General features: G+C 72.9%; 21 protein-coding genes. 10 read left to right on the top strand and 11 right to left on the bottom strand.

The annotated features are described in order from the left end of the window. The first annotated feature begins 30 nt into the window (after window positions 1–30). The 3 genes from QK442_RS17610 to QK442_RS17600 all read left to right on the top strand — a co-directional run bounded on the left by QK442_RS17610 (window position 31) and on the right by QK442_RS17600 (window position 3,336). The gene (locus QK442_RS17610) at window positions 31–894 is read left to right on the top strand and encodes a helix-turn-helix transcriptional regulator (protein WP_282694897.1); all 864 of its coding nucleotides are present in this window, start codon (window positions 31–33) and stop codon (window positions 892–894) included. Continuing rightward, on the top strand, window positions 891–1,136 hold the full coding sequence (locus QK442_RS17605) for a DUF397 domain-containing protein (protein WP_282694896.1): 246 nt from the start codon (window positions 891–893) through the stop codon (window positions 1,134–1,136). The genes QK442_RS17610 and QK442_RS17605 overlap by 4 nt, the downstream gene beginning before the upstream one ends. Window positions 1,137–1,272: 136 nt before the next feature. After that, window positions 1,273–3,336 carry a serine/threonine protein kinase gene (locus QK442_RS17600; protein ID WP_282694895.1) on the top strand — a complete coding sequence of 688 codons (2,064 nt, stop codon included), beginning with the start codon at window positions 1,273–1,275 and terminating at the stop codon, window positions 3,334–3,336. Here QK442_RS17600 and QK442_RS17595 read toward each other — a convergent pair. Then, window positions 3,323–3,730, bottom strand: coding sequence for a Zn-ribbon domain-containing OB-fold protein (locus tag QK442_RS17595; protein WP_282694894.1), 408 nt, complete (start codon window positions 3,728–3,730; stop codon window positions 3,323–3,325). The two genes, QK442_RS17600 and QK442_RS17595, sit on opposite strands and share 14 nt — an antisense overlap. Then, a complete protein-coding gene (locus QK442_RS17590) occupies window positions 3,727–4,179 on the bottom strand; it encodes a DoxX family membrane protein (RefSeq protein WP_282694893.1) in 453 nt (150 codons plus the stop codon). Before QK442_RS17590 ends, QK442_RS17595 begins: the two co-directional genes overlap by 4 nt. A 158-nt stretch (window positions 4,180–4,337) precedes the next feature. Here QK442_RS17590 and QK442_RS17585 point away from each other — a divergent pair, with 158 nt between their 5' ends. From QK442_RS17585 to QK442_RS17570, 4 genes are all read left to right on the top strand, one after another. Continuing rightward, the gene (locus tag QK442_RS17585; protein ID WP_282694892.1) at window positions 4,338–5,507 is read left to right on the top strand and encodes an NAD(P)/FAD-dependent oxidoreductase; all 1,170 of its coding nucleotides are present in this window, start codon (window positions 4,338–4,340) and stop codon (window positions 5,505–5,507) included. 144 nt (window positions 5,508–5,651) lie between these two features. Further along, a complete protein-coding gene (locus QK442_RS17580; RefSeq protein WP_282694891.1) occupies window positions 5,652–7,874 on the top strand; it encodes an acetate--CoA ligase family protein in 2,223 nt (740 codons plus the stop codon). A gap of 81 nt (window positions 7,875–7,955) precedes the next feature. Further along, on the top strand, window positions 7,956–8,684 hold the full coding sequence (locus QK442_RS17575) for an enoyl-CoA hydratase-related protein (protein WP_282694949.1): 729 nt from the start codon (window positions 7,956–7,958) through the stop codon (window positions 8,682–8,684). 51 nt (window positions 8,685–8,735) lie between these two features. Beyond that, on the top strand, window positions 8,736–9,344 hold the full coding sequence (locus QK442_RS17570; protein ID WP_282694890.1) for a flavin reductase family protein: 609 nt from the start codon (window positions 8,736–8,738) through the stop codon (window positions 9,342–9,344). Here the strand turns inward: QK442_RS17570 and QK442_RS17565 are convergent. Beyond that, window positions 9,331–9,789, bottom strand: coding sequence for a hypothetical protein (locus tag QK442_RS17565; protein ID WP_282694889.1), 459 nt, complete (start codon window positions 9,787–9,789; stop codon window positions 9,331–9,333). The genes QK442_RS17570 and QK442_RS17565 overlap by 14 nt on opposite strands. Further along, window positions 9,770–11,077: an MFS transporter gene (locus QK442_RS17560; RefSeq protein ID WP_282694888.1), complete on the bottom strand. Its 1,308-nt coding sequence runs from the start codon at window positions 11,075–11,077 to the stop codon at window positions 9,770–9,772. Before QK442_RS17560 ends, QK442_RS17565 begins: the two co-directional genes overlap by 20 nt. 97 nt (window positions 11,078–11,174) lie before the next feature. Between QK442_RS17560 and QK442_RS17555 the strand changes: the two genes are divergently transcribed. After that, window positions 11,175–12,158 (top strand): helix-turn-helix domain-containing protein, encoded by a 984-nt coding sequence (locus QK442_RS17555; protein ID WP_282694887.1) that lies wholly within the window; start codon window positions 11,175–11,177, stop codon window positions 12,156–12,158. On the opposite strand, the gene QK442_RS17550 is transcribed toward QK442_RS17555, so the two are convergent. The 3 genes from QK442_RS17550 to QK442_RS17540 all read right to left on the bottom strand — a co-directional run bounded on the left by QK442_RS17550 (window position 12,116) and on the right by QK442_RS17540 (window position 14,829). Beyond that, window positions 12,116–12,724: a hypothetical protein gene (locus tag QK442_RS17550; RefSeq protein ID WP_282694886.1), complete on the bottom strand. Its 609-nt coding sequence runs from the start codon at window positions 12,722–12,724 to the stop codon at window positions 12,116–12,118. The genes QK442_RS17555 and QK442_RS17550 overlap by 43 nt on opposite strands. Before the next feature lie 98 nt (window positions 12,725–12,822). Beyond that, the gene (locus QK442_RS17545; protein ID WP_282694885.1) at window positions 12,823–13,872 is read right to left on the bottom strand and encodes an alcohol dehydrogenase catalytic domain-containing protein; all 1,050 of its coding nucleotides are present in this window, start codon (window positions 13,870–13,872) and stop codon (window positions 12,823–12,825) included. A gap of 42 nt (window positions 13,873–13,914) precedes the next feature. Continuing rightward, window positions 13,915–14,829: an SDR family oxidoreductase gene (locus QK442_RS17540; RefSeq protein ID WP_282694884.1), complete on the bottom strand. Its 915-nt coding sequence runs from the start codon at window positions 14,827–14,829 to the stop codon at window positions 13,915–13,917. A gap of 84 nt (window positions 14,830–14,913) precedes the next feature. Between QK442_RS17540 and QK442_RS17535 the strand changes: the two genes are divergently transcribed. Further along, entirely contained in the window at window positions 14,914–15,840 is a 927-nt protein-coding gene (locus QK442_RS17535; protein ID WP_282694883.1) for a cyclase family protein, read from the top strand. Between the two features lie 167 nt (window positions 15,841–16,007). On the opposite strand, the gene QK442_RS17530 is transcribed toward QK442_RS17535, so the two are convergent. The 4 genes from QK442_RS17530 to QK442_RS17515 form a co-directional block, all read right to left on the bottom strand. Next, complete coding sequence (locus QK442_RS17530; protein ID WP_282694882.1) at window positions 16,008–16,451, bottom strand: ATP-binding protein; 444 nt, start codon at window positions 16,449–16,451, stop codon at window positions 16,008–16,010. Window positions 16,452–16,779: 328 nt separating this feature from the next. After that, complete coding sequence (locus QK442_RS17525) at window positions 16,780–17,643, bottom strand: acyl-CoA dehydrogenase family protein (RefSeq protein ID WP_282694881.1); 864 nt, start codon at window positions 17,641–17,643, stop codon at window positions 16,780–16,782. Window positions 17,644–17,651: 8 nt separating this feature from the next. Continuing rightward, window positions 17,652–18,785: an acyl-CoA dehydrogenase gene (locus QK442_RS17520; protein ID WP_282694880.1), complete on the bottom strand. Its 1,134-nt coding sequence runs from the start codon at window positions 18,783–18,785 to the stop codon at window positions 17,652–17,654. Next, window positions 18,785–19,987, bottom strand: a complete 1,203-nt coding sequence (locus QK442_RS17515) for an amidohydrolase family protein (RefSeq protein WP_282694879.1) — start codon at window positions 19,985–19,987, stop codon at window positions 18,785–18,787. Before QK442_RS17515 ends, QK442_RS17520 begins: the two co-directional genes overlap by 1 nt. Before the next feature lie 194 nt (window positions 19,988–20,181). Here QK442_RS17515 and QK442_RS17510 point away from each other — a divergent pair, with 194 nt between their 5' ends. Continuing rightward, complete coding sequence (locus QK442_RS17510; protein ID WP_282694878.1) at window positions 20,182–22,149, top strand: zinc ribbon domain-containing protein; 1,968 nt, start codon at window positions 20,182–20,184, stop codon at window positions 22,147–22,149. The last annotated feature ends 65 nt before the right edge of the window (window positions 22,150–22,214 follow it).

The raw sequence follows: 22,214 nt of genomic DNA, 5'->3' as shown, positions 1-22,214 counted from the left end.
CGGTACGGGCACGCCAAGAGGGCGGTACGGATGTCGGGGAAGCACGTGGAGCGGCTGGAACGGCCCTCCGAAGTGGACGGTACGGCGCACTTGTTCAAGGCGCTGGGGAAGATCATCAAGGTGCTGAGGCAGAACGCGGGCCTCAGTCAGGTGGAGCTCGCCGAGATCACGCATTGCAGCGATGATCTGATCTCCTCGATGGAGAGGGGAGTGCGGATCCCGCAGCCGGATTTCCTGCTGCGGGCGGACACGGCGCTGAACGCCGAGGGCGTGCTGGCGGCGGCCGTGGAGGACACGGAGAAGGCGCTCGCCCGGGCCCGGGTGCGGCACCCGGACTGGTTCCAGAGCTTCGCGGCGGAGGAGGCGCGGGCGCTGGCGGCGCACTATTACGAGGTGCAGGCGGTGCCGGGCATCTTGCAGACGCCTGCGTACGCGCGGGCGTTGTTCGAGCACCGTCGTCCCATGCTGGACGAGGAGACGATCGAGAAGCGGATCGCCGACCGCATCTCGCGGCACGCGCTCTTCGAGCGGTGGCCCGCGCCGACGTTCACCTTTGTGCTGGAGGCGGTCGTCCTGCTCCGGCCCTTCGGCGGGCGCGAGGTCCACCGGGAACAGCTCCGGCGCATCCTGGAGGTGGGTCAGCGGCGGACCGTGGAGTTGCAGGTTCTTCCGCTCGACAGGGATGACCACCCTTACCTGGGAGGCCCGTTCACCCTCCTGACGCCACCGGGGCGGCGGGAGGTCGCGTACACCGAGATCTACGGGCACGCGCGGCTGATCACCGACCCGGAAGAGGTTCGCCACTTCTCCGAGCGCTATGGAATCCTGCGCTCACAGGCACTCACCAAGCGGGAGTCCCTGACCTGGATCGAGAAACTGCTGGGAGAACAATGAGTACCGCGGATCTGGCCTGGTTCAAGAGCAGCTACAGCGACGCCTCCGGCGGCAACTGCATCGAAGTCGCCTACGACTGGCGGAAGTCCAGCTACAGCGGCCCCGAGGGCGGCAACTGCGTCGAGGTGGCCGCCCACCCCACCACCGTCCACGTCCGTGACTCCAAGGTCCCCCACGGTCCCCGGCTCGCCGTCTCCCCCGCCTCCTGGGCCGCGTTCGTCGAGGACACCTCCCGGGCCTGAGGGGCGGGCGTACGCGAAGGGCCTTCCCGGCTTCCCCGGGAAGGCCCTTTCCCTTCACCGAACCTTCAACCACAGCCCGGTAACAAGGACTTGGCCCGCATTCAGGTGTCGTGCGCGCTGGGCTACCCTGTGCCCCATGCAGGGGGAACTGGAAAACGACTCTAATTTGGTCGGCAGCGGTGCGGTCCCGCTCGACGCGGACGACCCGCGCCGCATCGGTGCCTTCCGCCTGCTCGGCGTGCTCGGGTCCGGCGGGATGGGCCGCGTGTACCTGGGCGCGGTGCCGGGGACGTACGCGGCCGTCAAGCGGGTGCTGCCGACGCTCGCCGAGGACAAGGACTTCCTGGACCACTTCGGGCACGAGCTGGACAACCTGGCGCGGCTGCCCTCGGGGGCCAGCACGAAGCTGCTGGCGAGCGACCGGCTGGCGAAACCGCCGTGGTTCGCGACCGAGTTCATCCCGGGCGTGACGCTCAGCGACGCGCTGCGGCTCCACGGCGGGCCGCTGCCCGCCGACGCGCTGTGGCGGCTGCTGCGGGAGGCGGCGGCGGGGCTGCGGGCGGTGCACGCGGCCGACATGGTGCACCGGGACCTCAAGCCGTCCAACGTGATGCTGACCGGGGACGGGCTCTCGCTCATCGACTTCGGCGTGGCGCGGGCGGCCGACCAGAGCCGGCTGACGAAGACCGGCATGATCATCGGGACGCCGGCGTACATGGCTCCCGAACAGGCCGTGGCCGACAAGCAGTTGACGGGGGCTGCGGACGTCTTCGCGCTCGGCAGTCTCGTGCTGTACGCGGCGAACGGGCGGCCTCCTTTCGGCGACGGGTCCGGGCACGACCTGCTCTACCGGGTCGTGCACGGCGAGCCCGACTTCGGCCGCCTGGAGGACACCGACCAGGACCTCGCCGACCTCGTCCGCACCTGCCTCGCCAAGGAGCCCGACGACCGGCCGACCGCCGCCGAGCTCGTCGGGCACGCGGACGCGCGCGCGGCCGGGGTCGCGTGGCCGGAGGCCGTGGCGGCGCGGATCGCCGAACGGGCCGCCTTCGCGGCCGGGGCGCCGAGCGCCGAGGCGCTGGCCGAGCTGGAGGCCGCCGACCCCTCGCAGGACGTGGCCACGGCCCCGCTGACCCCGCAGCCGCCGGTCCCGTCCCCGGCCGACCCCGCGTACGCCCTCACCGGGAAACCGGCGGCGGGGAAGGACCACCGCAGGCGGCGGAACCGGATCGTCCTGCTGGCCGTGCCCGTCGTGGTCACCACCGGTACGACGCTGACGCTGGCGCTCGGTCCGTACGAGATCGGGCGCGCGGGCGCGGAGGGGCGGCCCTCCACGTCCCCGACAGCGGTGCTGCCTCCGCCGGCGGGCTCGCCGTCCGGCACTCCGACGTCGGCGCCGCCGTCGTCCGCTTCCGCCTCGTCGTCCACCTCCGCGTCGGTGTCCGCGTCGGCGTCCGCCTCGACGAGCGAGGCGCCTGCGCAGCCGCCGGCTCCGCCTGCGGACGGGGGCGGGAGCGCGGGCGGGGGCTCGGCCACGGGCGGTGGCGGCGGCGGTGGCGGTTCGTCGACCTCGGGAGGTACGTCGGGAGGCACCTCTGGGGGCTCCAGCAGTACGTCAGGAGGCAGCACCTCCGGAGGCTCGTCCGCCTCAGGCGGCTCCTCCACCTCCGGCGGCACGACCACCACCGCCCCCCGCCCCACGACCGCCGCGCCCCGCCCCACCGCGACCACGACCACCACGGCCCCCAAGCCGTCGCCGACGCCGACCTCCGGCGGGGGCGGTTCGGGGCCCTCGGGGACGCACTCACTGGAGAACGTCTCCGATGGAAAGTGCCTGGGTGAGTACAACGCCGAGTACGCCGTCATCGCCAACACCTACGACTGTGGGTCCACCGACGGCATCGGCACGCCGATCTACTACTCCTGGACGTACGTCTCCAACGGCAACGGCACCTTCCGCCTGGTCAACAAGAAGACCGGCCACTGCCTCCAGCCGAACGGCAACCCCAGCGCCACGGCCACCACCTGCAACGGCTCCAGCAACCAGTCGTGGAAGATTCACGCCACCACATCGTCGGGCCGGACGATCAAGAACGTCGGCAATGGCAACTGCCTTCAGGTGGGCCCCCCGTTCCTCATGACCTACACCTGCGACTCCGGCAACCGGGCCCAACTCTGGCGCAATATCAGCCCCCTGTAGCCCCCGCGCCGAAGACCGGCACCGTCACCCCGTCCGCCCCCTCACGGAAAGCGACCGTGAGGGGCATGCCGATACGAAGGTCGCCTTCCCCCACATCCACCACCTCCGTCATCATGCGCGGCCCCTCCTCCAGGTCGACCACCGCCGCCACGTACGGGACGCGGTCGCCGAAGGGCGGGAGGTCGTTGCGGTGGACGACGGACCACGTGTAGAGCGTGGCGCGGCCGCTCGCCCGCTCCCACACCACGTCCTCGCTCCAGCAGTGGGGGCAGAACTCGCGCGGGTAGTGGTGGGGTCGGTCGCAGGCCCGGCAGCGGCGGAGGAGCAGACACCCCTCGGCGGCGGCGTCCCAGTAGGGGCGGGTGAAGGCGTCGATGTCGGGGGTGGCCGTCATGAGAAGAGTCCGATCGCCGCGTCGAGGGACCAGGTCTGCCAGGACATCGCGAAGAGGGCCACGAGGGAGATCAGCGCCATCATCGCGTTCTGCCCCTGCTCGGCCCAGTCGTGGATCATGAGGACGAGGTAGAGGAGGTTGAGGAGGAGGCCGCAGGCCAGGGCTATGGGGGTGAGGAAGCCGGCGATCAGGCCTAGCCCCAGGGCGAGTTCGGCGTAGACGACGACGTACGCCATGAGCTTGGGGCGGGGGGCGACGACCACCTCGAAGCCGTTGCGCACCGCCGCCCACCGGTGCTTGCCCGCCACGTCCGCCGCCCACGCAATGCCGGTGCCGCGCTCGAACCAGCCCTTGCGGTCCTTGTGGCGCCAGCTCTCCAGCCACCACAGGCCGAGGCCGATGCGGAGGACGGCGAGCCATTCGGCGCCGGTGAGCCAGACGGTCTGCATGCGCGTTCCTCCTCGGCGGAGCCCAGCTATCTGACGGTACGTCAGTTCAGCGCACCCCGCCCGCGCTCCGCAAGGGCTCGTACGGCGTGACCGTTTCGCAACCGAAATCCCTCTTGACCGAGACCCACTACGTGTACACGTCATTACGCTCAGCATTCATGGTCACCACCACCCCCCAAGAACCGGTGTACGTCATCGGCGCCGGCCCCGGCGGGCTCGCGGTCGCCGCCACCCTGCGCGCCCGTGGCGTCCGGGCCGTCGTCCTGGAGAAGTCCGACGCGGTCGGCACCTCCTGGCGCGGCCACTACGACCGGCTGCACCTGCACACCACCCGGCGCCTCTCCGCCCTGCCCGGGATGCGGATACCCCGCTCGTACGGCCGCTGGGTCGCCCGCGCCGACCTGGTCCGCTACCTGGAGGCGTACACCGAGAAGCACGACCTCGACGTGGTCACGGGCGTCGAGGTGCACCGGATCGAGCGCGCGGAGGACGGGACCGGCGGCTGGGTGCTGCACGCGACCGGCGGGCGGCGGCTGACCGGCCGGGCCGTGGTCGTCGCCACCGGGTTCAACCACACGCCGAGCCTGCCGCGCTGGCCGGGGCTCGGCACGTACGAGGGCGAGCTCGTCCACGCGCGGGAGTACCGGAACCCGGCCCCCTACGCGGGCAAGGACGTCCTCGTCGTCGGCATCGGCAACACCGGCGCCGAGATCGCCGCCGACCTCGCCGAGGGCGGCGCCGCGCGCGTCCGCATCGCGGTCCGCACCGCCCCCCACATCCTCCGCCGCACCACCGCCGGCTGGCCCGCCCAGCGCAGCGGCATCCTCGTCCGCCGCCTCCCGACCGCCCTGGTCGACCTGCTCGGCCGGGCCCTCACCCGCTTCGCCACCCCGGACCTCTCCGCGTACGGCCTCCCCCGCCCGACCACCGGCCTGGCCACCCGCGCCCGGGAAGGCGCCATCGCCGTCCAGGACGTCGGCCTCGTCGCCGCGATCCGGGCGGGCAAGGTCGAGGTCGTCGCGGCCGTCGAGGACCTGGACGGCCGCGAGGTCGTCCTCACGGACGGCACCCGGATCGCCCCCGACGCGGTGATCGCCGCCACCGGTTACCGCCGCGCCCTGGAACCCCTCGTCGGCCACCTCGACGTCCTCGACCCCCGAGGCCGCCCCCTCGTACGGGGCGCCCGCAGCCCCCGCCACGCACCCGGGCTCTACTTCACCGGCTTCACCAACCCCATCAGCGGCATGCTGAGGGAACTGGCCCTGGACGCGGAACGGATCGCCCGCCGGATCGCCCGCACGCGGCGGAAGCAGGGGCCGAAGCCGTAGCGGTCCGCACGCCGGGGCCCGCTCGGCGGTCCTTCGCGCTTCCTCCGCTCCGCCTATTCCTGACTACTCGTCAGTTCTGTAATCTGACTGAGCGTCAGGTCACTTGTCCGGGACGCGTCCTGAACGGAAGGGCGGAGCGGAACGATGCTTGGATCGACTCACGGCACCTTCACCACCGGTCTGCGCGCCCGGGTGGACGCCTGCGGGGAGTCGCCCCGCACCGCCGTCCACGGGCGGGCCGCCGCGCCCGGCGACCGGGACGTCAGCGGGCGGGCGCTGTACGCCGAGGTTCCCGATCTCGACCGGTTCTTCCGGCCCCGGTCCGTCGCCGTCGTCGGCGCCTCCGACGCCGAGGGGCGGCCCCGCACGGGGATCACCCGGCAGCTGCTCGCCTGGGCGGAGCGGGTCGGCGCGGAGCTCGTACCCGTGCATCCGACGCGTACCACCGTCTTCGGGCTCGACTGCGTGCCGTCCGTCAGGGACATCCCCGGACCCGTCGACCTCGCCGTCCTGCTCGTCGCCGATCCGCTGCCGGTCATCGAGGAGCTGGGGGAGGCGAAGGTGCGGTTCGCGGTCGCCTTCGCCTCCGGGTTCGCCGAGGCGGGGGCCGCCGGGGCCGCCGCGCAGGAGCGGCTCGCCGAGGCCGTGCGGCGTACCGGGGTCCGGCTGCTCGGGCCCAACACCAACCTCAACGCCTTCGAGCGCTTCCGCGACGACCTCGAAGGGCCCGCCGTCGCCCTCATCACCCAGTCCGGGCACCAGGGCCGGCCCGTCTTCACCCTCCAGGAGCTGGGCGTCCGGCTCTCCCACTGGGCGCCGACCGGCAACGAGGCCGATCTGGAGACCGCCGACTTCGTCTCGTACTTCGCCTCCCTCCCGGAGGTCGGCGCCATCGCCGCGTACGTCGAGGGGCTCAAGGACGGGCGCTCCTTCCTCCTCGCCGCCGACCGCGCGGCCCGCGAGGGCGTGCCGGTGGTGGCCGTGAAGGTCGGCAGGACCGAGACCGGGGCCCGTACCGCCGCCTCCCACACCGGGAAGCTGACCGGCGCGGACCGGGTGGTGGACGCGGCGATGCGGCAGTTCGGGGTGATCCGCGTCGACGGCCTCGACCAGCTCCAGGACACCGCCACCCTGCTCGCCCGCGCCCGCCGCCCCCTCGCGGACGGCGTCGTCGTCTACTCGATCTCCGGCGGTACGGGCGCCCACTTCGCCGACCTCGCGACGGCGGCCGGGCTCAGCCTGCCCACCCTCCCGCAGGCGAAGCAGGACGAGCTCCACCAGTGGATCCCGGAGTACCTCAGCGTCGCCAATCCCGTCGACAACGGCGGGCATCCGGTCGGTGACTGGCGCGGCCGGAAGATCATCGACGCGATCCTCGCCGACCCGTCGGTGGGTGTGCTGATCTGCCCGATCACCGGGCCCTTCCCGCCCATGAGCGACCGGCTCGCGCAGGACCTCGTGGAGGCGGCCGAGGCCACCGACAAGCTGGTGTGCGTCGTCTGGGGCTCGCCCGTCGGCACCGAGGACGCCTACCGCACCACCCTCCTCGGCTCCTCCCGCGTCGCCACCTTCCGCACCTTCGGCAACTGCATCGGCGCCGTGAGGGCCTACCTCGACCACCACCGCTTCACCGCCGACTACCGCTCCCCCTTCGACGAGGCCCCCCGCACCCCCTCCCCCTCCTTCCGCAAGGCCCAGGCCCTGATGCGGCCCGGGCAGCGGCTCAGCGAGCACGCCGCCAAGCAGCTGCTGCGCGCGTACGGCATCCGCGTCCCGCGCGAGCAGCTCGTCACCAGCGCGGCGGCGGCCGTCCGGGCCGCCGGGCTCGTCGGCTACCCGGTGGTGATGAAGGCGTCGGGCGCGCAGCTCGCCCACAAGACGGAGCTCGGACTTGTGAAGGTCGGGTTGACGTCGGCGAGCCAGGTGCGGGACGCGTACCGCGACCTCACCGACATCGCCCGCTACGAACAGATCGACCTCGACGGCATCCTCGTCTGCCAGATGGTGGGGAGGGGCGTCGAGATGGTCGTCGGGGTCACCCGCGACGAGCTGTTCGGCCCGACGGTCACGGTCGGCCTGGGCGGGGTCCTGGTGGAGGTCCTGAACGACACCGCCGTCCGCGTACCGCCCTTCGGGGAGCGCGAGGCCCGCTCGATGCTGGACGAACTGCGCGGCCGGGCCCTCCTCGACGGCGTACGCGGCGCGCCGCCGGCCGACGTCGACGCGCTGGTCGAGGTCGTGCTCCGGGTCCAGCGGATGGCCCTCGAACTCGACGGCGACCTCGCCGAACTGGACATCAACCCGCTGATGGTGCTGCCGCGCGGGCAGGGCGCGGTCGCCCTGGACGCGCTGGCGGTCTGCCGATAGGAGCCCCCCGTGTCCGAGCCCGATGTGCTGCACACCGTCGAGAACGGCGTCTCGTGGATCACCCTCAACCGCCCCGAGGCGATGAACGCGGTCACCTGGGACCAGCGGGAACGGATCATCGCCCTGCTGGCCGGGGCGTCGGCCGACCCGGCCGTACGGTGCGTGGTCGTCACCGCCACCGGGCGTGGCTTCTGCGCGGGCGCGGACCTGCGGGGTGCTCCCGCCGCGGGAGACGCGGGAGAGCGGGTGGCCGGGGACGTGGCCCGGATGATCCGGCAGGGCGCCCAGCGCTTCGTCACGGCGGTCATGGACTGCGAGAAGCCGGTGATCGCGGCCGTGAACGGCACGGCGGCGGGCATCGGCGCCCATCTCGCCTTCGCCTGCGACCTGGTGATCGCCGCCGAGACCGCCCGCTTCGTCGAGGTCTTCGCCCGCCGGGGCCTCGTCCCCGACGGCGCCGGCGCGTACCTGTTGCCGCGCCTGATCGGCCCCCAGCGGGCGAAGGAGCTGATGTTCTTCGGCGACGCCCTGCCGGCGGCGGAGGCGCGGGCGATGGGCCTGGTGAACCGGGTGGTCCCGGCGGAGGACCTGGAGAAGACGGCCCGCGAGTGGGCCGAACGCCTCGCCCAGGGCCCCACCCGCGCCCTCGCCCTCACGAAACAGCTGGTCAACGCCTCCCTGGACTCCGACCGCGCGACCGCCCTCGCGGCGGAGGCGACCGCCCAGGAACTGAACATGACCACCCGCGACGCGCAGGAGGGCGTGGCCGCGTTCGTGGAGCGGCGGGAGGCGCGGTACGAGGGGCGATGACCGCCTGCGCGGGACTTCCTATCTGATGCCACGTCAGATTCAATGCTGGACATGATGGGACACGCGGGGATGGCGGCCACCGCCGTCCGACACCTGAGAGCGGCCGGGGCGCCCACGGCCGTCGAACCCCTTCCCCGGCCCGCGCTGCGGGCCGTCCGGGAGGACGAGCGGGCGCCCGTCGACCCGGCGGAGTTCCGGCGGGTGCTCGGGCACTTCGCGAGCGGCGTCACCCTCGTGACGGCGGCCGGGGAGGCCGGTCCGGCCGGCTTCGCCTGCCAGTCCTTCGCCTCGCTCTCGCTCGACCCGCCCCTCGTGGCCTTCATGGTCGCCCGGACCTCGACCACCTGGCCCCGCATCGCCGCCGCCGGGACCTTCTGCGTGAATGTGCTGGGCGCCGAACAGGGGGCCCTGTGCCGGGCGTTCGCGGTCAGCGGCGCCGACAAGTTCGCGGGGGTGGAGTGGACGCCCGCGCCGGTGACCGGCGCGCCTCGGGTGGGCGGAGTGCCTGCCTGGATCGACTGCACGATCAGCGCCGTCCACACGGGGGGTGACCATCTGATCGTGGTGGGGCGGGTGGAGGCGCTGGGGGCGGCGGAGGAGGGGGGTGGGGGGCCGTTGCTGTTCTATCGGGGGCGGTTCGGGGGGTTCAGCGGCGGGTGAAGACGCGCTGGTCGCCTGCATATCCGACGCCGCCTACGTAGTAGACGATCTCCGGGGCGGACGGGGAGCCGATCACGTCCCACTGTATCCAGTTCATCCCGCCGCCGCAGGCGGTACCGATGCTCACCACGTGACTCCAGCGCGGGCGGGACTCGTTGAAGGACCAGTTCGCGTCCCGGTCCTCGCAGCGGTCCATGACGACCTCTCCAGGGCCGTCGTCCTTCACGTACTCGACCCCCGACAGCACCGCTGTCCCGTCCGCCTTCAGCGTCACCGCGCCCCCGTGCCCGTCCTCGTACCGCCCCACCAGGTCCTCCCTGCCCGGCCGCGGCGGGTCCTCCGGCCCCAGGACCCGCGTGTACGTCCCGATCCCCGCGATCGTCGCCGCCGCGGGCACCATCAGCAGCGCCCACAGCAGCCACGGCTTACTTCTCCAGCTCCCCATGGGCTCCATCATGCCGGGGCCGCCGGATCACCAGCGCCATCAGAGCGGCCGCAGCGCACAGTGCGCCGGAGGCGTACCAGACGACGTCGTACGAGCCGAAGACGTCCCGGGCGACGCCGCCCGCGAAGGCGACCACGGCGGCGCCCACCTGGTGGGAGGCGAGGACCCAGCCGAAGACGATCGCGGAGTCCTCGCCGTAGTGCTCGCGGCAGAGGGCGATCGTGGGCGGGACGGTGGCGACCCAGTCGAGGCCGTAGAAGACGACGAAGAACAGCATCGGCGGGTGGACGGCGGGGGCGAGGAGGAGCGGGAGGAAGAGGAGGGAGACGCCTCGGAGCGCGTAGTAGACCGCGAGCAGGCGGCGGGCCTCGAAGCGGTCGGTGAACCAGCCCGAGGCGATCGTGCCGACGACGTCGAAGACGCCGATCACCGCGAGGAGTCCGGCCGCCGCCGTGACCGGCATGCCGTGGTCGTGCGCGGCGGGTACGAAGTGGGTCTTCACCAGGCCGTTCGTCGACGCGCCGCAGATCGCGAAGGTGCCGGCGAGGAGCCAGAAGGGGCCCGTGCGCGCCGCCTTGAGGAGGACGGTGACCGCTCGGCGGGCCGCGCCCGTGGCGGGGGCCGGCTTGGGGGCGTACTCGCCGCCGTACGGGGGCAGTCCGACGTCCGCCGGGTGGTCGCGGAGCAGGAGGAGGACGAAGGGGACGACGGCCAGGGCGGAGAGGGCGACGGTCACGGCGGCCGGGCGCCAGCCGTGGTGCTCGACCAGCCAGGACAGGAGCGGCAGGAAGACGAGCTGGCCGGAGGCGCCGGCCGCCGTGAGGATGCCGGTGACCAGGCCCCGGCGGGCGGTGAACCAGCGGTTGGTGACGGTCGCGGCGAAGGCGAGCGCCATGGAGCCGCTGCCGAGGCCGACGAGGATCCCCCAGTACAGGACCAGTTGCCAGGCGGCCGTCATCCAGACGGTGAGCAGCGAGCCGAGCGCGATGACGGAGAGGGCCACGGCGACGACCCTGCGGATGCCGAAGCGGTCCATCAGCGCGGCGGCGAAGGGGGCCGTGAGGCCGTAGAGCGCGAGGTTCACGGAGACCGCGAAGCCGATCGTGCCGCGTGACCACGCGAACTCGGCGTGGAGCGGTTCGATGAGCAGGCCCGGGAGGGAGGCGAAGGCCGCCGCGCCGATGATCGTGACGAAGGTGACCGCGGCGACCGACCAGGCTCGGTGGAAGCGGGGGGTACGGGGTGTGCGGGTGGGGGTGGAGGGGCGGTGCTCCGTTGTCTGGGCCATGCCACCGAGGATCCCGGCCGGGCCCGCCCTCCTACCATTGGCCCGACTGTCACGTTTCCAACGGATCGGGCCACGCCCGGCCCCGGAGGGAGTACGCATGCCGAAGCCGCACCGCGTCGTCGTCCTCGCCCTGCCCGGGCTTCTCCCCTTCGAGCTGGGCATCCCGCACCGGATCTTCGGGCGCGCCAGGGACCCGGAGGGGCGGCCGCTGTACGAGATCGTGACGTGCGCGACGGCTGCCGGGCCGGTGGAGACCGACGCCGACTTCGCCGTGCACGTGGAGCACGGTCCGGAGGCGCTGGCCACGGCGGACACGGTCGTGGTGCCCGCCTCGTACGAGCTGGGGCCGGTGTACGAGGAGGGGCGGCTCACCGGCGAGCTGGCCGCCGCGCTCGGGCACATACGGCCCGGCACGCGGCTCGTCGCGATCTGCACGGGCGGGTACGTGCTCGCCGCCGCCGGTCACCTCGACGGGCGGCCCGCCACCACCCATTGGGCGTCGGCCGAGCACTTCCAGCGGCTCTTCCCTACGGTGCGGGTCGACGCGGACGTCCTCTTCGTCGACGACGGCGACGTGCTCACCTCGGCGGGCGTCGCCGCCGGGATCGACCTGTGCCTGCACCTCGTGCGCCGCGACCACGGCTCGGCGGTCGCCAACGACGTGGCCCGCCGTACGGTCGTCCCGCCGCACCGGGACGGCGGCCAGGCCCAGTACATCGCCCGCCCGGTCCCGGAGACCCGTACGCACACCACGACCGCCGCCCGCGCGTGGGCGCTGGCCCGCCTCCACGAGCCGGTGCAGCTGCGGGACCTGGCCGAGCGGGAGGCGATGAGCGTGCGGACCTTCACCCGCCGTTTCCGCGAGGAGGTCGGGCTCAGCCCCGGCCAGTGGCTCACCCAGCAGCGGGTCGAGCGGGCCCGGCACCTCCTGGAGACCAGCGACCTGCCGATCGACCGGGTGGCCCAGGACTCCGGCTTCGGCACGGCCCAGTCCCTCCGGGTCCACCTGATGTCCGCGATCGGCGTGACGCCGACCGCCTACCGGCGCACCTTCCGCCTGGGCTTGTCGTCATCGTCGTGATCGTCGTCCAGGTCCGTGCCGCCCTGGCCCGCACCCTGGCCCACGTTCTCGTCCGTGCCCTGGTCCGTGTCCTGGTCCGCTCCGGAGCGGGCGGAGTCGATCCGCCAGGCGACCATGCCGGTCGCCCCGGCCGCTCCGGTGATCTCCACCGGCAGTTCCGCCGGGGCGTTCTCGACGAGCTCCCACGCGGCCGTCCCGTCGCAGGACACCGTCCTCGGGGCCCGGGCCGCGACGACGACCTTCACCGTCCCCGTGCCGACGCAGGCCACGGAGACCTGGTACGCCTCGCCCTGGTTCAGCGCGGCACGGACGTGCGCGCCGTCCGTGACCCGCTCGACCCCCGACTCGACGAACTCCGGGTCGCCCACCCCGGCCGCGCCCACGGCCTCCCGAGCCTGCTCCCTCTGCGCCTCCTCGTCGTCCCCGGCCGTGGTCCTTTCCTCCGCCGGCTCCGGTATCGACTCCACCGGGACGTCCGCGGGGCGCGAGGTCTCGCCGCAGCCGGCCGCCAGGAGGGACGCGAGGGCCAGGGGCACGGCCAGGGTCAACGGCCTGCGAAGTCTCATCCGGGTTCCTTCACGTCGAGGGGGCGTCTGCGTTCTCTCCTCCGGACGCGGCACCTCGCGCTCCCGGTTCCGGCCGGAGAACGACGTCCGGACGACGCTCAGAAGACGAGCACGCCCCGCGCCACCTTTCCCGCCTCCGCGTCCTCGCGGGCGCGGGCGAACTCCTCCACCGGGTAGGCGGCGGTGACGAGTTCGTCGAGGAGGAGGGCTCCGGTGCGGTAGAGCTCGGCGTAGAGCGGGATGTCCTTCTGGGGGCGGGAGGAGCCGTAGCGGCAGCCGAGGATCGCCTTGTCGAGGAACATCGCGGCGGGCGGGAAGCTCGCCTCCGCCGTCGGCGCGGTCATGCCGAGCAGCACCGCCTGCCCGTGCCGGTCGAGGAGGTCGATCGCGGTGCGGACGAGGCCGGTGTGGCCGACGCACTCGAAGACGTGGTCGGCGCCGGCCGGCAGGACCTCCCGTACGAGGTCGGCGGAGCCGAGGAAGTGGGTGGCGCCGAAGAGGCGGGCCGTCTCCTCCTTCGCCGGGTTGGTGTCGACGGCGACGACGGTGAGCGCGCCCGCGATCCGGGCGCCCTGGATGACGTTGAGCCCGATCCCGCCGGTGCCGATGACGACGACGGTGTCGCCGCGTGCCACCTTCGCCCGGTTGAGTACGGCTCCGACGCCGGTGAGGACGCCGCAGCCGAGCAGGGCGGCGGAGGGGAAGGGCACGTCGTCGGGGATCTTCACGGCCTGCACGGCCTTCACGATCGTCCGCTCGGCGAAGGACGAGTTCGACGCGAACTGGAAGAGCGGCTTTCCCTGCCGTGAGAACGGGCGGCCCGGCCTGCCGATCGCCTTGCGGCACATGGTGGGCCGGCCGGCGTCGCAGTCGGGGCAGGCGCCGCAGTTGGCGAGCGTGGACAGGGCCACGTGGTCGCCGACGGCGACATGGACCACCCCCTCCCCCACGCCCTCGACGACCCCGGCGCCCTCGTGCCCGAGGACGACGGGCGGCGGGAAGGGGATGGTCCCGTCGATGACGGACAGGTCGCTGTGGCAGAGCCCGGCCGCCCGTATCCCCACCAGGACCTCGCCGGGCCCCGGGTCCCTCACCTCCAGGTCCGCGACGACCTCGACGTTCTTCCCGTCGAACACCACACCCCGCACGACAGCCCCCTTCCGGAGATCTCCTGGAAACTTCTCTTGCCGTCACCGGTTCGGGCGGGAGCCCTCCGCCGCCGCGCGGGCCATCTCCTCCAGGCGGGCCAGCATCGGCATGGGGTCCACGCCGACCGTGCCCGGCAGGAAGTCCGCGATCCGCTCCGGCGTCCACGCCCCGCCCTCCGCGTATCCGGCCCGCAGCTCCCTCGGCTGCGCCCAGACCGCGATCTTGGGGCCTGCGATCGTGTAGACCTGGCCGGTGATCGACTCCTCGCGGGCCCGGTCGCTGAGCAGGTAGACGACGAGCGCCGCCACGTCCTCCGGCTCGCCGATCTCCTTGAGCTCCATGGGGACGTTGGCGGACATCCGGGTGCGGGCGACGGGCGCGACCGCGTTCGCGGTGACGCCGTACTTGTGGAGGCCGAGGGCCGCGCTGCGGACGAGCGAGATGATCCCGCCCTTGGCGGCGGAGTAGTTGGCCTGGGCGACGGAGCCCTGGTGGTTGCCGCTGGTGAAGCCGATCAGCGTCCCCGAGCCCTGCTTCCGCATGACCGCCGCCGCCGCGCGGAAGACGGTGAAGGTGCCCTTCAGGTGGGTGGCGACGACCGGGTCCCACTCCTCCTCGGTCATGTTGAAGAGCATCCGCTCGCGCAGGATGCCCGCCACGCACACGACGCCGTCGATCCGGCCGTACTCGGACAGCGCCACGTCCACGAGCCGCTGTCCGCCCGCCATCGTGGAGATGTCGTCGGCGACGGCGACGGCCGTGCCGCCGGCCGCCTCGATCTCCTTGACCACGGCCTCGGCGACCTGGGAGGTCGGTTCGCCGCCCTCGATGGAGACGCCGTAGTCGTTGACGACGACCTTCGCCCCCTCGGCGGCGCAGGCGAGGGCGACCGCGCGGCCGATGCCGCGTCCCGCCCCGGTCACGGCGACGACCTTGCCCGCCAAGAAGTTCCCCATCTCCGGCCCCTTCCCGCAGTTTCTGACGGTCCGTTAGATTCTATGGGTCGTCAGTTGCCGGAAGACAAGACCCCGGAGGCCCGGATGTCCCTCCCCGCCGCTTTCCACGAGATCGCCAAGCGCGTGAACAACTGGGGCCGCTGGGGCCGGGACGACGAGATCGGGACCCTGAACCTGATCTCCGACGAGGTGGTCAGGGAGGCCGCCGCCACCGTCCGCACCGGCCGCCGCGTCCCCCTCGCCGTCGAGCTGAGGCAGGACGGCGTGCAGACCGGCATGATCCCCGGCCGGGTCAACCCGCTCCACGTGATGGTCCAGGTCAACCAGGAGCTCTTCGGCCCCGGCACGGTCGCCACCAGCGACGACGCCGTGACCCTGGGCCTCCAGGCCGGCACCCACTGGGACGCCCTCCCGCACGCCTCGCACTCGGGCCGCATCTACAACGGCCGCCCCGTCGACACGATCACCCCGCACGGCCGCGCCGCCTTCAGCGGCATCCACACGGCCCGGCACGTCGTCAGCCGGGGGGTGCTCCTCGACGTGGCGGCGGCGAAGGGGGTGGACCGGCTGCCCGGGGACCACGCGGTGACGCCGGAGGACCTGGACGAGGCGGCGGAGTTCGGGCGGGTGACGGTACGGGCCGGCGACGTCGTCCTCGTACGGACCGGGCAGATGCGGCTGTACCTGGGCGGGGACAGGCACGGGTACGCGTTCCCCTCGCCCGGCCTCTCGATCCGTACGCCCGAGTGGTTCCACGCGCGGGACGTCGCGGCCGTCGCCAACGACACCCTCACCTTCGAGATCTTCCCGCCGGAGATCGACGACCTGTGGCTGGGCGTGCACGCGCTCGACCTGGTCGAGATGGGGATGCTCCAGGGGCAGAACTGGAACCTGGAGGAACTGTCCACAGCCTGTGCACAAGAAGGCCGTTACGCATTCCTGCTCTCCGCGATGCCGGAACCCTTCGTCGGCGGGACGGGCACGCCGGTGGCGCCGGTCGCGGTCTTCTGAGCAAGTCCGACCGGCGGTGCGCACGGGTGGCGGCGCGCCCGCGCGCGCCCCGAGCACGGCACGGTCCGCCGCCACCCGGCCACGACCCGCACATGCCGAGGGCACACGGCCCTCGGCTCCCCTCACCACGAATCGCTCACCCCGGGTGGGCAAAACGGAACGAACCGTCAACAGTGCACCCGGCCGGGCGACCCGACGCCCCCGGCCGGCGCGGCCTCGGCGGGCCTGCGGTCCACCTCGCACCAGATGCTCTTCCCGGCCCCCTCGCGCTCCCAGCCCCACCGGTCGGCGAGGCCGTCCACCAGCTCCAGGCCGCGCCCGTTGGTGTCCTCGCCGGCGGCGTGCCGGGGCCGGGGCGGCAGCTCGCTGCGGTCGGCGACCTCGACCCGCACCCCGCCCTCCGCCGCGAAGAGCATCCGCAGCACGGCGGGGCAGCCGGTGTGCACCACGGCGTTGGTCACCAGCTCGGAGATGAGCAGCACCAGCGTCTCCGCCAGCGGCTCGTCGTCCCCTATCCCGGAACCGGCCAGCCGTTTCCGGGCCCACCTGCGCGCACGCCCCACCTCCGCCGGGTCCGGCCCGACCTCCAACTGAACCTGAAGCACCTGCACCGTTCACACCATCCGAACCGGCGAACACACCTTTACGGAACGTGATTCCCTTGTGAGACAGCATGGTTGACGTACAGTCACCGCAACAAGCGCTTCGGGCATATTCCAGCGCGAAGGAGTACGCATGGTCCATACTGTGCGACGCACGCGGCGGGGAGTCGAACGCAGGGCGCGATCCGGGCTCGCAAGCACTCGCATCTCTCGGAGAGTACCGGAGCGGGGACCGCTCCCACTCCGCGACAACCCTCCTGAAGGACACAACCCGATATCGACATTCCACCCCGAATCGAACACGCTCCGTCACCAGTTCGGGCGTGAGGCGACCTCCTCAGAGCGCCGCCGCCACCTCCTCCGCCGCCCGGTCCCCCGGCAGCACGAGCGCGGCCCGCACCCAGGCCCGCTTCAGGTGCAGATGGACGTCCGCCTCCCACGTGAACCCCATGCCGCCGTGCACCTGGAGGCAGTCCCGGGCGTTCGCGACGGCCGCCTCGTCGGCGAGCAGCTTGGCGCCCGCGATCTCGACGGGATCGGCGGTGACGGCGGCGGCGTGCACGGCGGCCCGCGCCAGCTCGGTCCGCACCAGCATCCCCGCACAGAGGTGCTTCACCGCCTGGAAGCCGCCGATGACCTGCCCGAACTGCTCGCGCTGCCGGGCGTACGCCACAGCCGCATCGGTGCACCAGGCCGCCGAACCGACCTGCTCGGCGGCGGTAAGGAGTACGGCCTCCGGCACGTGCCCCCCGGTGCCGGGCACTCGATGAAGCGGCGTGAGCGGATCCACCGACCGCACCGAAACCGCGCCCCCGGCGGGCCCGAGCACCACGTCGGCGGCGTCCAGCCAGGGGACAAGGCCCTCGGGAGACACCTCGGTCACCACCGTACGGCCCTCCGCCGCCCCCTCCACGTACCCCGCCGCCACGTGCGTGGCGACCAGCGGCCCCGGCACCAACGCCCGCCCCACCTCCTCGAAGACGAGCGCCGCCTCCGGCAGCCCGAGCCCCACCCCGCCCTCCTCCTCCGGCAGCCGCAGCGCGAAGACCCCCGTCTCCCCCAGCTCCTTCCACAACTGCCGGTCGAGCCGCCCGGGGTCGTCGACGGCCGCCCGCAGGGCCTCGCGTCCGAAGCGCCCGGCGAGCAGTTCCCGTACCCCCCGCCGCAACGCGCGCTGGTCCTCGCTCAGTCGGAAGTCCACGGTCCGGCTCACCGTCCCTTCGGGAGGCCGAGGACGCGCTCGGCGACGATGTTGCGCTGGATCTGGCTGGTGCCGGCGGCGATCGTGTACGAGAGGGAGGAGAGCCGGTCGAGGTTCCACTCCCGGTCGAGGTCGAGCGCGTCGGGGCCGAGGACGTCGGCGGCGGTGTCGTACAGCTCCTGGCGGGCGTGCGAGTAGTGCAGCTTGAAGACGGAGCCGCCGGTGCCGGGGACGCCGCCGGTGGCCTGCGCCTCGCTGACGTTCCGCTGGGTGAGCCGCCACAGGGCCTGGAACGTGGCGGCGAGCCTGCCGAGGCGGCGGCGCAGGGCCGGGTCGTCCCAGCGGCCGTTCTCCCGTGCCGTACGGGCGAGTTCGCCGAGGAGGCGGCGGCAGGCGACGACCTCGCCGACGAAGGCGGTGCCGCGTTCGAACGACAGGGTCACCATGGTGACCCGCCAGCCGTCGTTCTCCTCCCCGACCCGGTTCGCGACCGGCACCCGCACCTCGTCGAGGAAGAGTTCGGCGAACTCGGCCGACCCGGCGAGGGTCCGCAGCGGGCGGACGGTGACGCCCGGCGCGTCCATGGGCAGCGCCAGCCAGCTGATCCCCCGGTGCCGGGGCGCCTCGGGGTCCGTCCGTACGAGGAGTTCGCACCAGTCGGCGACCTCGGCGTGCGAAGTCCAGATCTTCTGCCCGGTGACGACGTACGCGTCCCCGTCCCGTACGGCCCTGGTCCGCAGGGAGGCGAGATCGGAGCCGGCATCGGGCTCGCTGAACCCCTGGCACCAGACCTCGTCGCCGCGCAGGACCGGCTCCAGCCACCGCTCCCGCTGCTCCGGCGTGCCCTCGGCGTCGATGGTGGGCCCGGCGTGCAGGAGGCCGACGAAGTTGGCGCCGACGTAGGGCGCGCCGGCCCGCTCGGTCTCCTCCAGGAAGATCAGCCGCTGGGTCGGCGAGGCGTCCCAGTGCACGTGCCCGTACCCGGCGTCGTACAGGCGCCGCTGCCAGCCGCAGTCGTACGCCCTCCGGCCCGGCCAGTCGAGCGGGTCGGGCCGGGGCGGCAGCGCGGGCAGCTCGGCGGCGAGCCACTCCCGCAGCCGGGCCCGGAACTCCTCCTCCTCGGCGGTGTGGGAGAGGTCCATCAGACGATGCCCCGGTCGAGGTCGAGGTCGAGCATCCGGATGGCGTTGCCGCGCATCAGCTTGTAGACGGTCTCGTCGTCGAGGCCCTGGACGTGGTCGAGGGCGACCTCCCTGGTGTGCGGGAAGGTCGAGTCGACGTGCGGGTAGTCGGTCTCGAAGGTGGCGTTGTCCCGGCCGACGACGTCCAGGGACGCGATGCCGTGCTTGTCGCGGAAGAAGCAGCAGAAGATCTGCCGGTAGTAGTACGTCGACGGCGGCTCGGGGATCAGGTCGCGGACCCCGCCCCACGCGCGGTGCTCCTCCCACACGTCGTCGGCGCGTTCGAGGGCGTACGGGATCCACCCCATCTGGCCCTCGCTGTAGGCGAGCTTGAGCCGGGGGAACCTGACCAGGACCCCGGAGAAGAGGAAGTCCATCATCGAGGCCATCGCGTTGTTGAAGCTGAGGCTGGCCTGGACGGCGGGCGGGGCGTCGGGGGACGCGGCCGGCATCTGGCTGCTGGAGCCGATGTGCATGTTGACGACCGTGCCGGTCTCCTGGCAGACGGCGAAGAACGGGTCCCAGTAGCCGGAGTGGATCGACGGAAGGCCGAGGTGGGTGGGGATCTCGGAGAAGGTCACGGCCTTCACCCCGCGGGCGGCGTTCCGCCGGATCTCGGCGACGGCGAGGCCGATGTCCCAGAGCGGGATGATGCAGAGCGGGATGAGCCGGCCGCCGCTGTCGCCGCACCACTCCTCCACCATCCAGTCGTTGTACGCGCGCACGCACGCGAGGGCGACCTCCTTGTCCTCGGCCTCGGCGAAGGTCTGCCCGCAGAAGCGCGGGAAGGTCGGGAAGCAGAGGGACGCCTCGACGTGGTTGAGGTCCATGTCGGCGAGGCGCGCCTTGGGGTCCCAGCAGCCGCGCCGCATCTCCTCGCGGGTGATGCCCTCCAGGGTCATGTCGTCCCGGTCGAAGCCGACGGCGGCGATGTTCCGCTTGTACGGGAACCTGAGGTCCTCGTAGATCCACCAGTCGGTCGGGGGCCCGTCCGGGTCCATGGTGATCCGGTACTTCCCGCCGACGTAGGCGAGCTGCCCGATCCCGGCGGTGAGGGGCTTGGGTCCCCGGTCGCGGTACTTCGCGGGCAGCCAGGTGTCGAACAGGTGGGCGGGCTCGATCACGTGGTCGTCGACGCTGATGATGCGGGGCAGTTCGGTCATGACCCCTCCACTTATCTGATGGATCGTCAGATCCTGATGGAGTCAAGCTAACGCGTTTCCCCGGGTGCCGGTAGTGCTTGCCTAATGAGCCGTCACTTTCAGTTCGCTCACGGGTTCGCTGGCCGTACGCGTGACCTTTCTGTGGTGGTGTCGTTGATCGGATGACAGCACCAGGAGTGAGGGGAGGGGTGCCGGTGGGCCGGAGGCTGCCGCTGGGCGCGGGGGAGTCTGCCCGTACCGCCTGCGCACCCGTCCTGCTCCGGGCGGGTGTGGACGAGAAGACCGGGGAGGTCCTCACCGCGGCCGTTCTCACCGAGCGGGTCGGCTGGTGCGCCGACCTGGTGACCGGGATGACCGGTGCGCTGCTGTCCGGGCACTGGAACGCCGCCGACGTCGATGCGCTGGCCTCCGGCGTGGACGGTGGCGGACGCAGCCTGCCGTCGCAGGCGTGGATGGCGCTGCGGCGCCTGGGCTGGAGTGTGGCCCCGCCGGGCGGGGTGCGGGTGAACGACCGGATCGTGCGGATGGCCCAGGAGCAGGCGGGCCGGGTCCTGCGGTCGGTGAAATGGCGCGCCGATCTGGTGGCCGGGGTGCTTGCGGCCTGGCCCGCCGCCCCGGACAAACGCACCCGCGAGGAGTGGGACCAGGTACGCGCCGCGATCCCCGGCGGGGAGCACCTGCCCTCCGGCGTGATCCGCTCTCGCACCCGGCAGGTCGCCGCGTACGCGCGCCAGCACGGGCGTCTTCCGGCCGGTGTGTTCGAGCTGGAACCCTCGCCGGGTGCGGCGCGGATGCTGCTTCTTTCCGCGTGCGACGGCCAGCAGGCCGCCCTCGAACGCTCCGACGACAGGCGCCGGGCGCTGCTGCGCCTTCAGCTGCCCGTGCGCCCCGACCCGCGCAGCTACGCGGACTGGACCTGGGTGGCCTGCCCCATCGCGCTGCCGTCCACCATCCCGGCGGACGCGGTCCTCCACCTGCCCACCCTGCGCCCCACCGGAGGGAGAGTCCGCGCCGATCTGGCCTTCACCCACCCCGTGCCCAAGACGAAGCGCACCGGCCACACCGTGGCACTCGGGGTGGACTGGGGCCTCAACACCCTGCTCAGTGCGGGCGCGGTCCGGCTGCACGCCGACGGCACCCTCACCGCCCTCGGCGCCGGCGCCCAGTTCCGGGCCGCCGGGGTCCTGGCCAAACAGCACCGGCTGCGCCGCACCAGCGAGCACCTCAACGCCAAGACCGGCCACTACACCCGGCTCGCCGACCCCGCCCTGGACGCCAGGCACGCGGTGCTGGCCGAGGAGACCCGGCGGGTGTCGCAGCGGCGCTCGCACCTCAACGACGCCCTCGCCTGGGGTGCGGCCCGCTGGGCCGTGGACCAGGCCGTCGCGGCCGGGGCCACGGTCATCTACCTGGAAGACCTCAGGTCCCTGGAAGCCGGCGGCATGGGCCGCACCCACAACACCCGCCTCTCGCAGACCGTGCGCGGGAAGATCGCCGACCGGATGCGGCACCTGGCCGCCGAGGCGGGGATCGCCGTGGTCACCGTCCCCGCCAGGAACACCTCGAAGCACTGCCCGCACTGCCTGGCCCCGCTGCGGCACCGCAAGGCCCCCGACCGGCCCACCGTGCCGGGCTGGAAATGGGCCCTCTGCCCCCAGCCCGGCTGCGGGTGGCAGGGCGACCGGGACCAGGGCGCCTGGCGCCGCATCGCCGCCCGCGGCCTGACCCACCAGACCAAGACCACCACCGACCGCACCAGCGGCATCATGGTGATCCGCACGGTGGTCGACCGGCTCGAAACCGCAGCCGTCCTCACCACCACCCCGAGAACCGCCGGGTCGGGCCGGTCCAAGACCGGCCCGACCCGGCCGCGCACCCACCGCCCCGCGCCCAGGCGACGCGGGGCTCCCTCCCCGGCGGGCCCCTCATGCGGCCCCGCCGGCCGGCGTCCGGAGGGACACGCACCGACGGACCGGTCTCGACTGCCCCGCGCAGCCGACCGGCACCAGGACGTGGCCACGATCAGCACACCCACCACCCGCCGACACCGGCCACGAGGAGCAGCCCTGGGCGCCGGATTCCACCTCCACGCCCACGCCTCCCCACCCAGGTGGACAGAACCCGTACCGGACCCGACGGTTCACAAGGGATCACGCAGCTGATCAGAGACGCTAGCCCCGAGGGTCTGGACCGACAAGGACCGCCCCTCTACGCTCTCCGCACGATC

Origin of the sequence: Streptomyces sp. CC208A, from assembly GCF_030010625.1 — a bacterium.
Taxonomy (GTDB): Bacteria; Actinomycetota; Actinomycetes; order Streptomycetales; family Streptomycetaceae; genus Streptomyces.
Note: the sequence above shows the minus strand (reverse complement) of the source record. Positions and strands in the feature narration are given on the sequence as shown.

Excerpts from the sequence above, each read along its gene's own strand:
- QK442_RS17610 (WP_282694897.1), top strand. The coding sequence starts at position 31 with ATGTCGGGGAAGCACGTGGAGCGGCTGGAACGGCCCTCCGAAGTGGAC.
- QK442_RS17605 (WP_282694896.1), top strand. The coding sequence starts at position 891 with ATGAGTACCGCGGATCTGGCCTGGTTCAAGAGCAGCTACAGCGACGCC.
- QK442_RS17600 (WP_282694895.1), top strand. The coding sequence starts at position 1,273 with ATGCAGGGGGAACTGGAAAACGACTCTAATTTGGTCGGCAGCGGTGCG.
- QK442_RS17595 (WP_282694894.1), bottom strand. The coding sequence starts at position 3,730 with ATGACGGCCACCCCCGACATCGACGCCTTCACCCGCCCCTACTGGGAC.
- QK442_RS17590 (WP_282694893.1), bottom strand. The coding sequence starts at position 4,179 with ATGCAGACCGTCTGGCTCACCGGCGCCGAATGGCTCGCCGTCCTCCGC.
- QK442_RS17585 (WP_282694892.1), top strand. The coding sequence starts at position 4,338 with ATGGTCACCACCACCCCCCAAGAACCGGTGTACGTCATCGGCGCCGGC.
- QK442_RS17580 (WP_282694891.1), top strand. The coding sequence starts at position 5,652 with ATGCTTGGATCGACTCACGGCACCTTCACCACCGGTCTGCGCGCCCGG.
- QK442_RS17575 (WP_282694949.1), top strand. The coding sequence starts at position 7,956 with ATGAACGCGGTCACCTGGGACCAGCGGGAACGGATCATCGCCCTGCTG.
- QK442_RS17570 (WP_282694890.1), top strand. The coding sequence starts at position 8,736 with ATGATGGGACACGCGGGGATGGCGGCCACCGCCGTCCGACACCTGAGA.
- QK442_RS17565 (WP_282694889.1), bottom strand. The coding sequence starts at position 9,789 with ATGGGGAGCTGGAGAAGTAAGCCGTGGCTGCTGTGGGCGCTGCTGATG.
- QK442_RS17560 (WP_282694888.1), bottom strand. The coding sequence starts at position 11,077 with ATGGCCCAGACAACGGAGCACCGCCCCTCCACCCCCACCCGCACACCC.
- QK442_RS17555 (WP_282694887.1), top strand. The coding sequence starts at position 11,175 with ATGCCGAAGCCGCACCGCGTCGTCGTCCTCGCCCTGCCCGGGCTTCTC.
- QK442_RS17550 (WP_282694886.1), bottom strand. The coding sequence starts at position 12,724 with ATGAGACTTCGCAGGCCGTTGACCCTGGCCGTGCCCCTGGCCCTCGCG.
- QK442_RS17540 (WP_282694884.1), bottom strand. The coding sequence starts at position 14,829 with ATGGGGAACTTCTTGGCGGGCAAGGTCGTCGCCGTGACCGGGGCGGGA.
- QK442_RS17535 (WP_282694883.1), top strand. The coding sequence starts at position 14,914 with ATGTCCCTCCCCGCCGCTTTCCACGAGATCGCCAAGCGCGTGAACAAC.
- QK442_RS17520 (WP_282694880.1), bottom strand. The coding sequence starts at position 18,785 with ATGGACCTCTCCCACACCGCCGAGGAGGAGGAGTTCCGGGCCCGGCTG.
- QK442_RS17515 (WP_282694879.1), bottom strand. The coding sequence starts at position 19,987 with ATGACCGAACTGCCCCGCATCATCAGCGTCGACGACCACGTGATCGAG.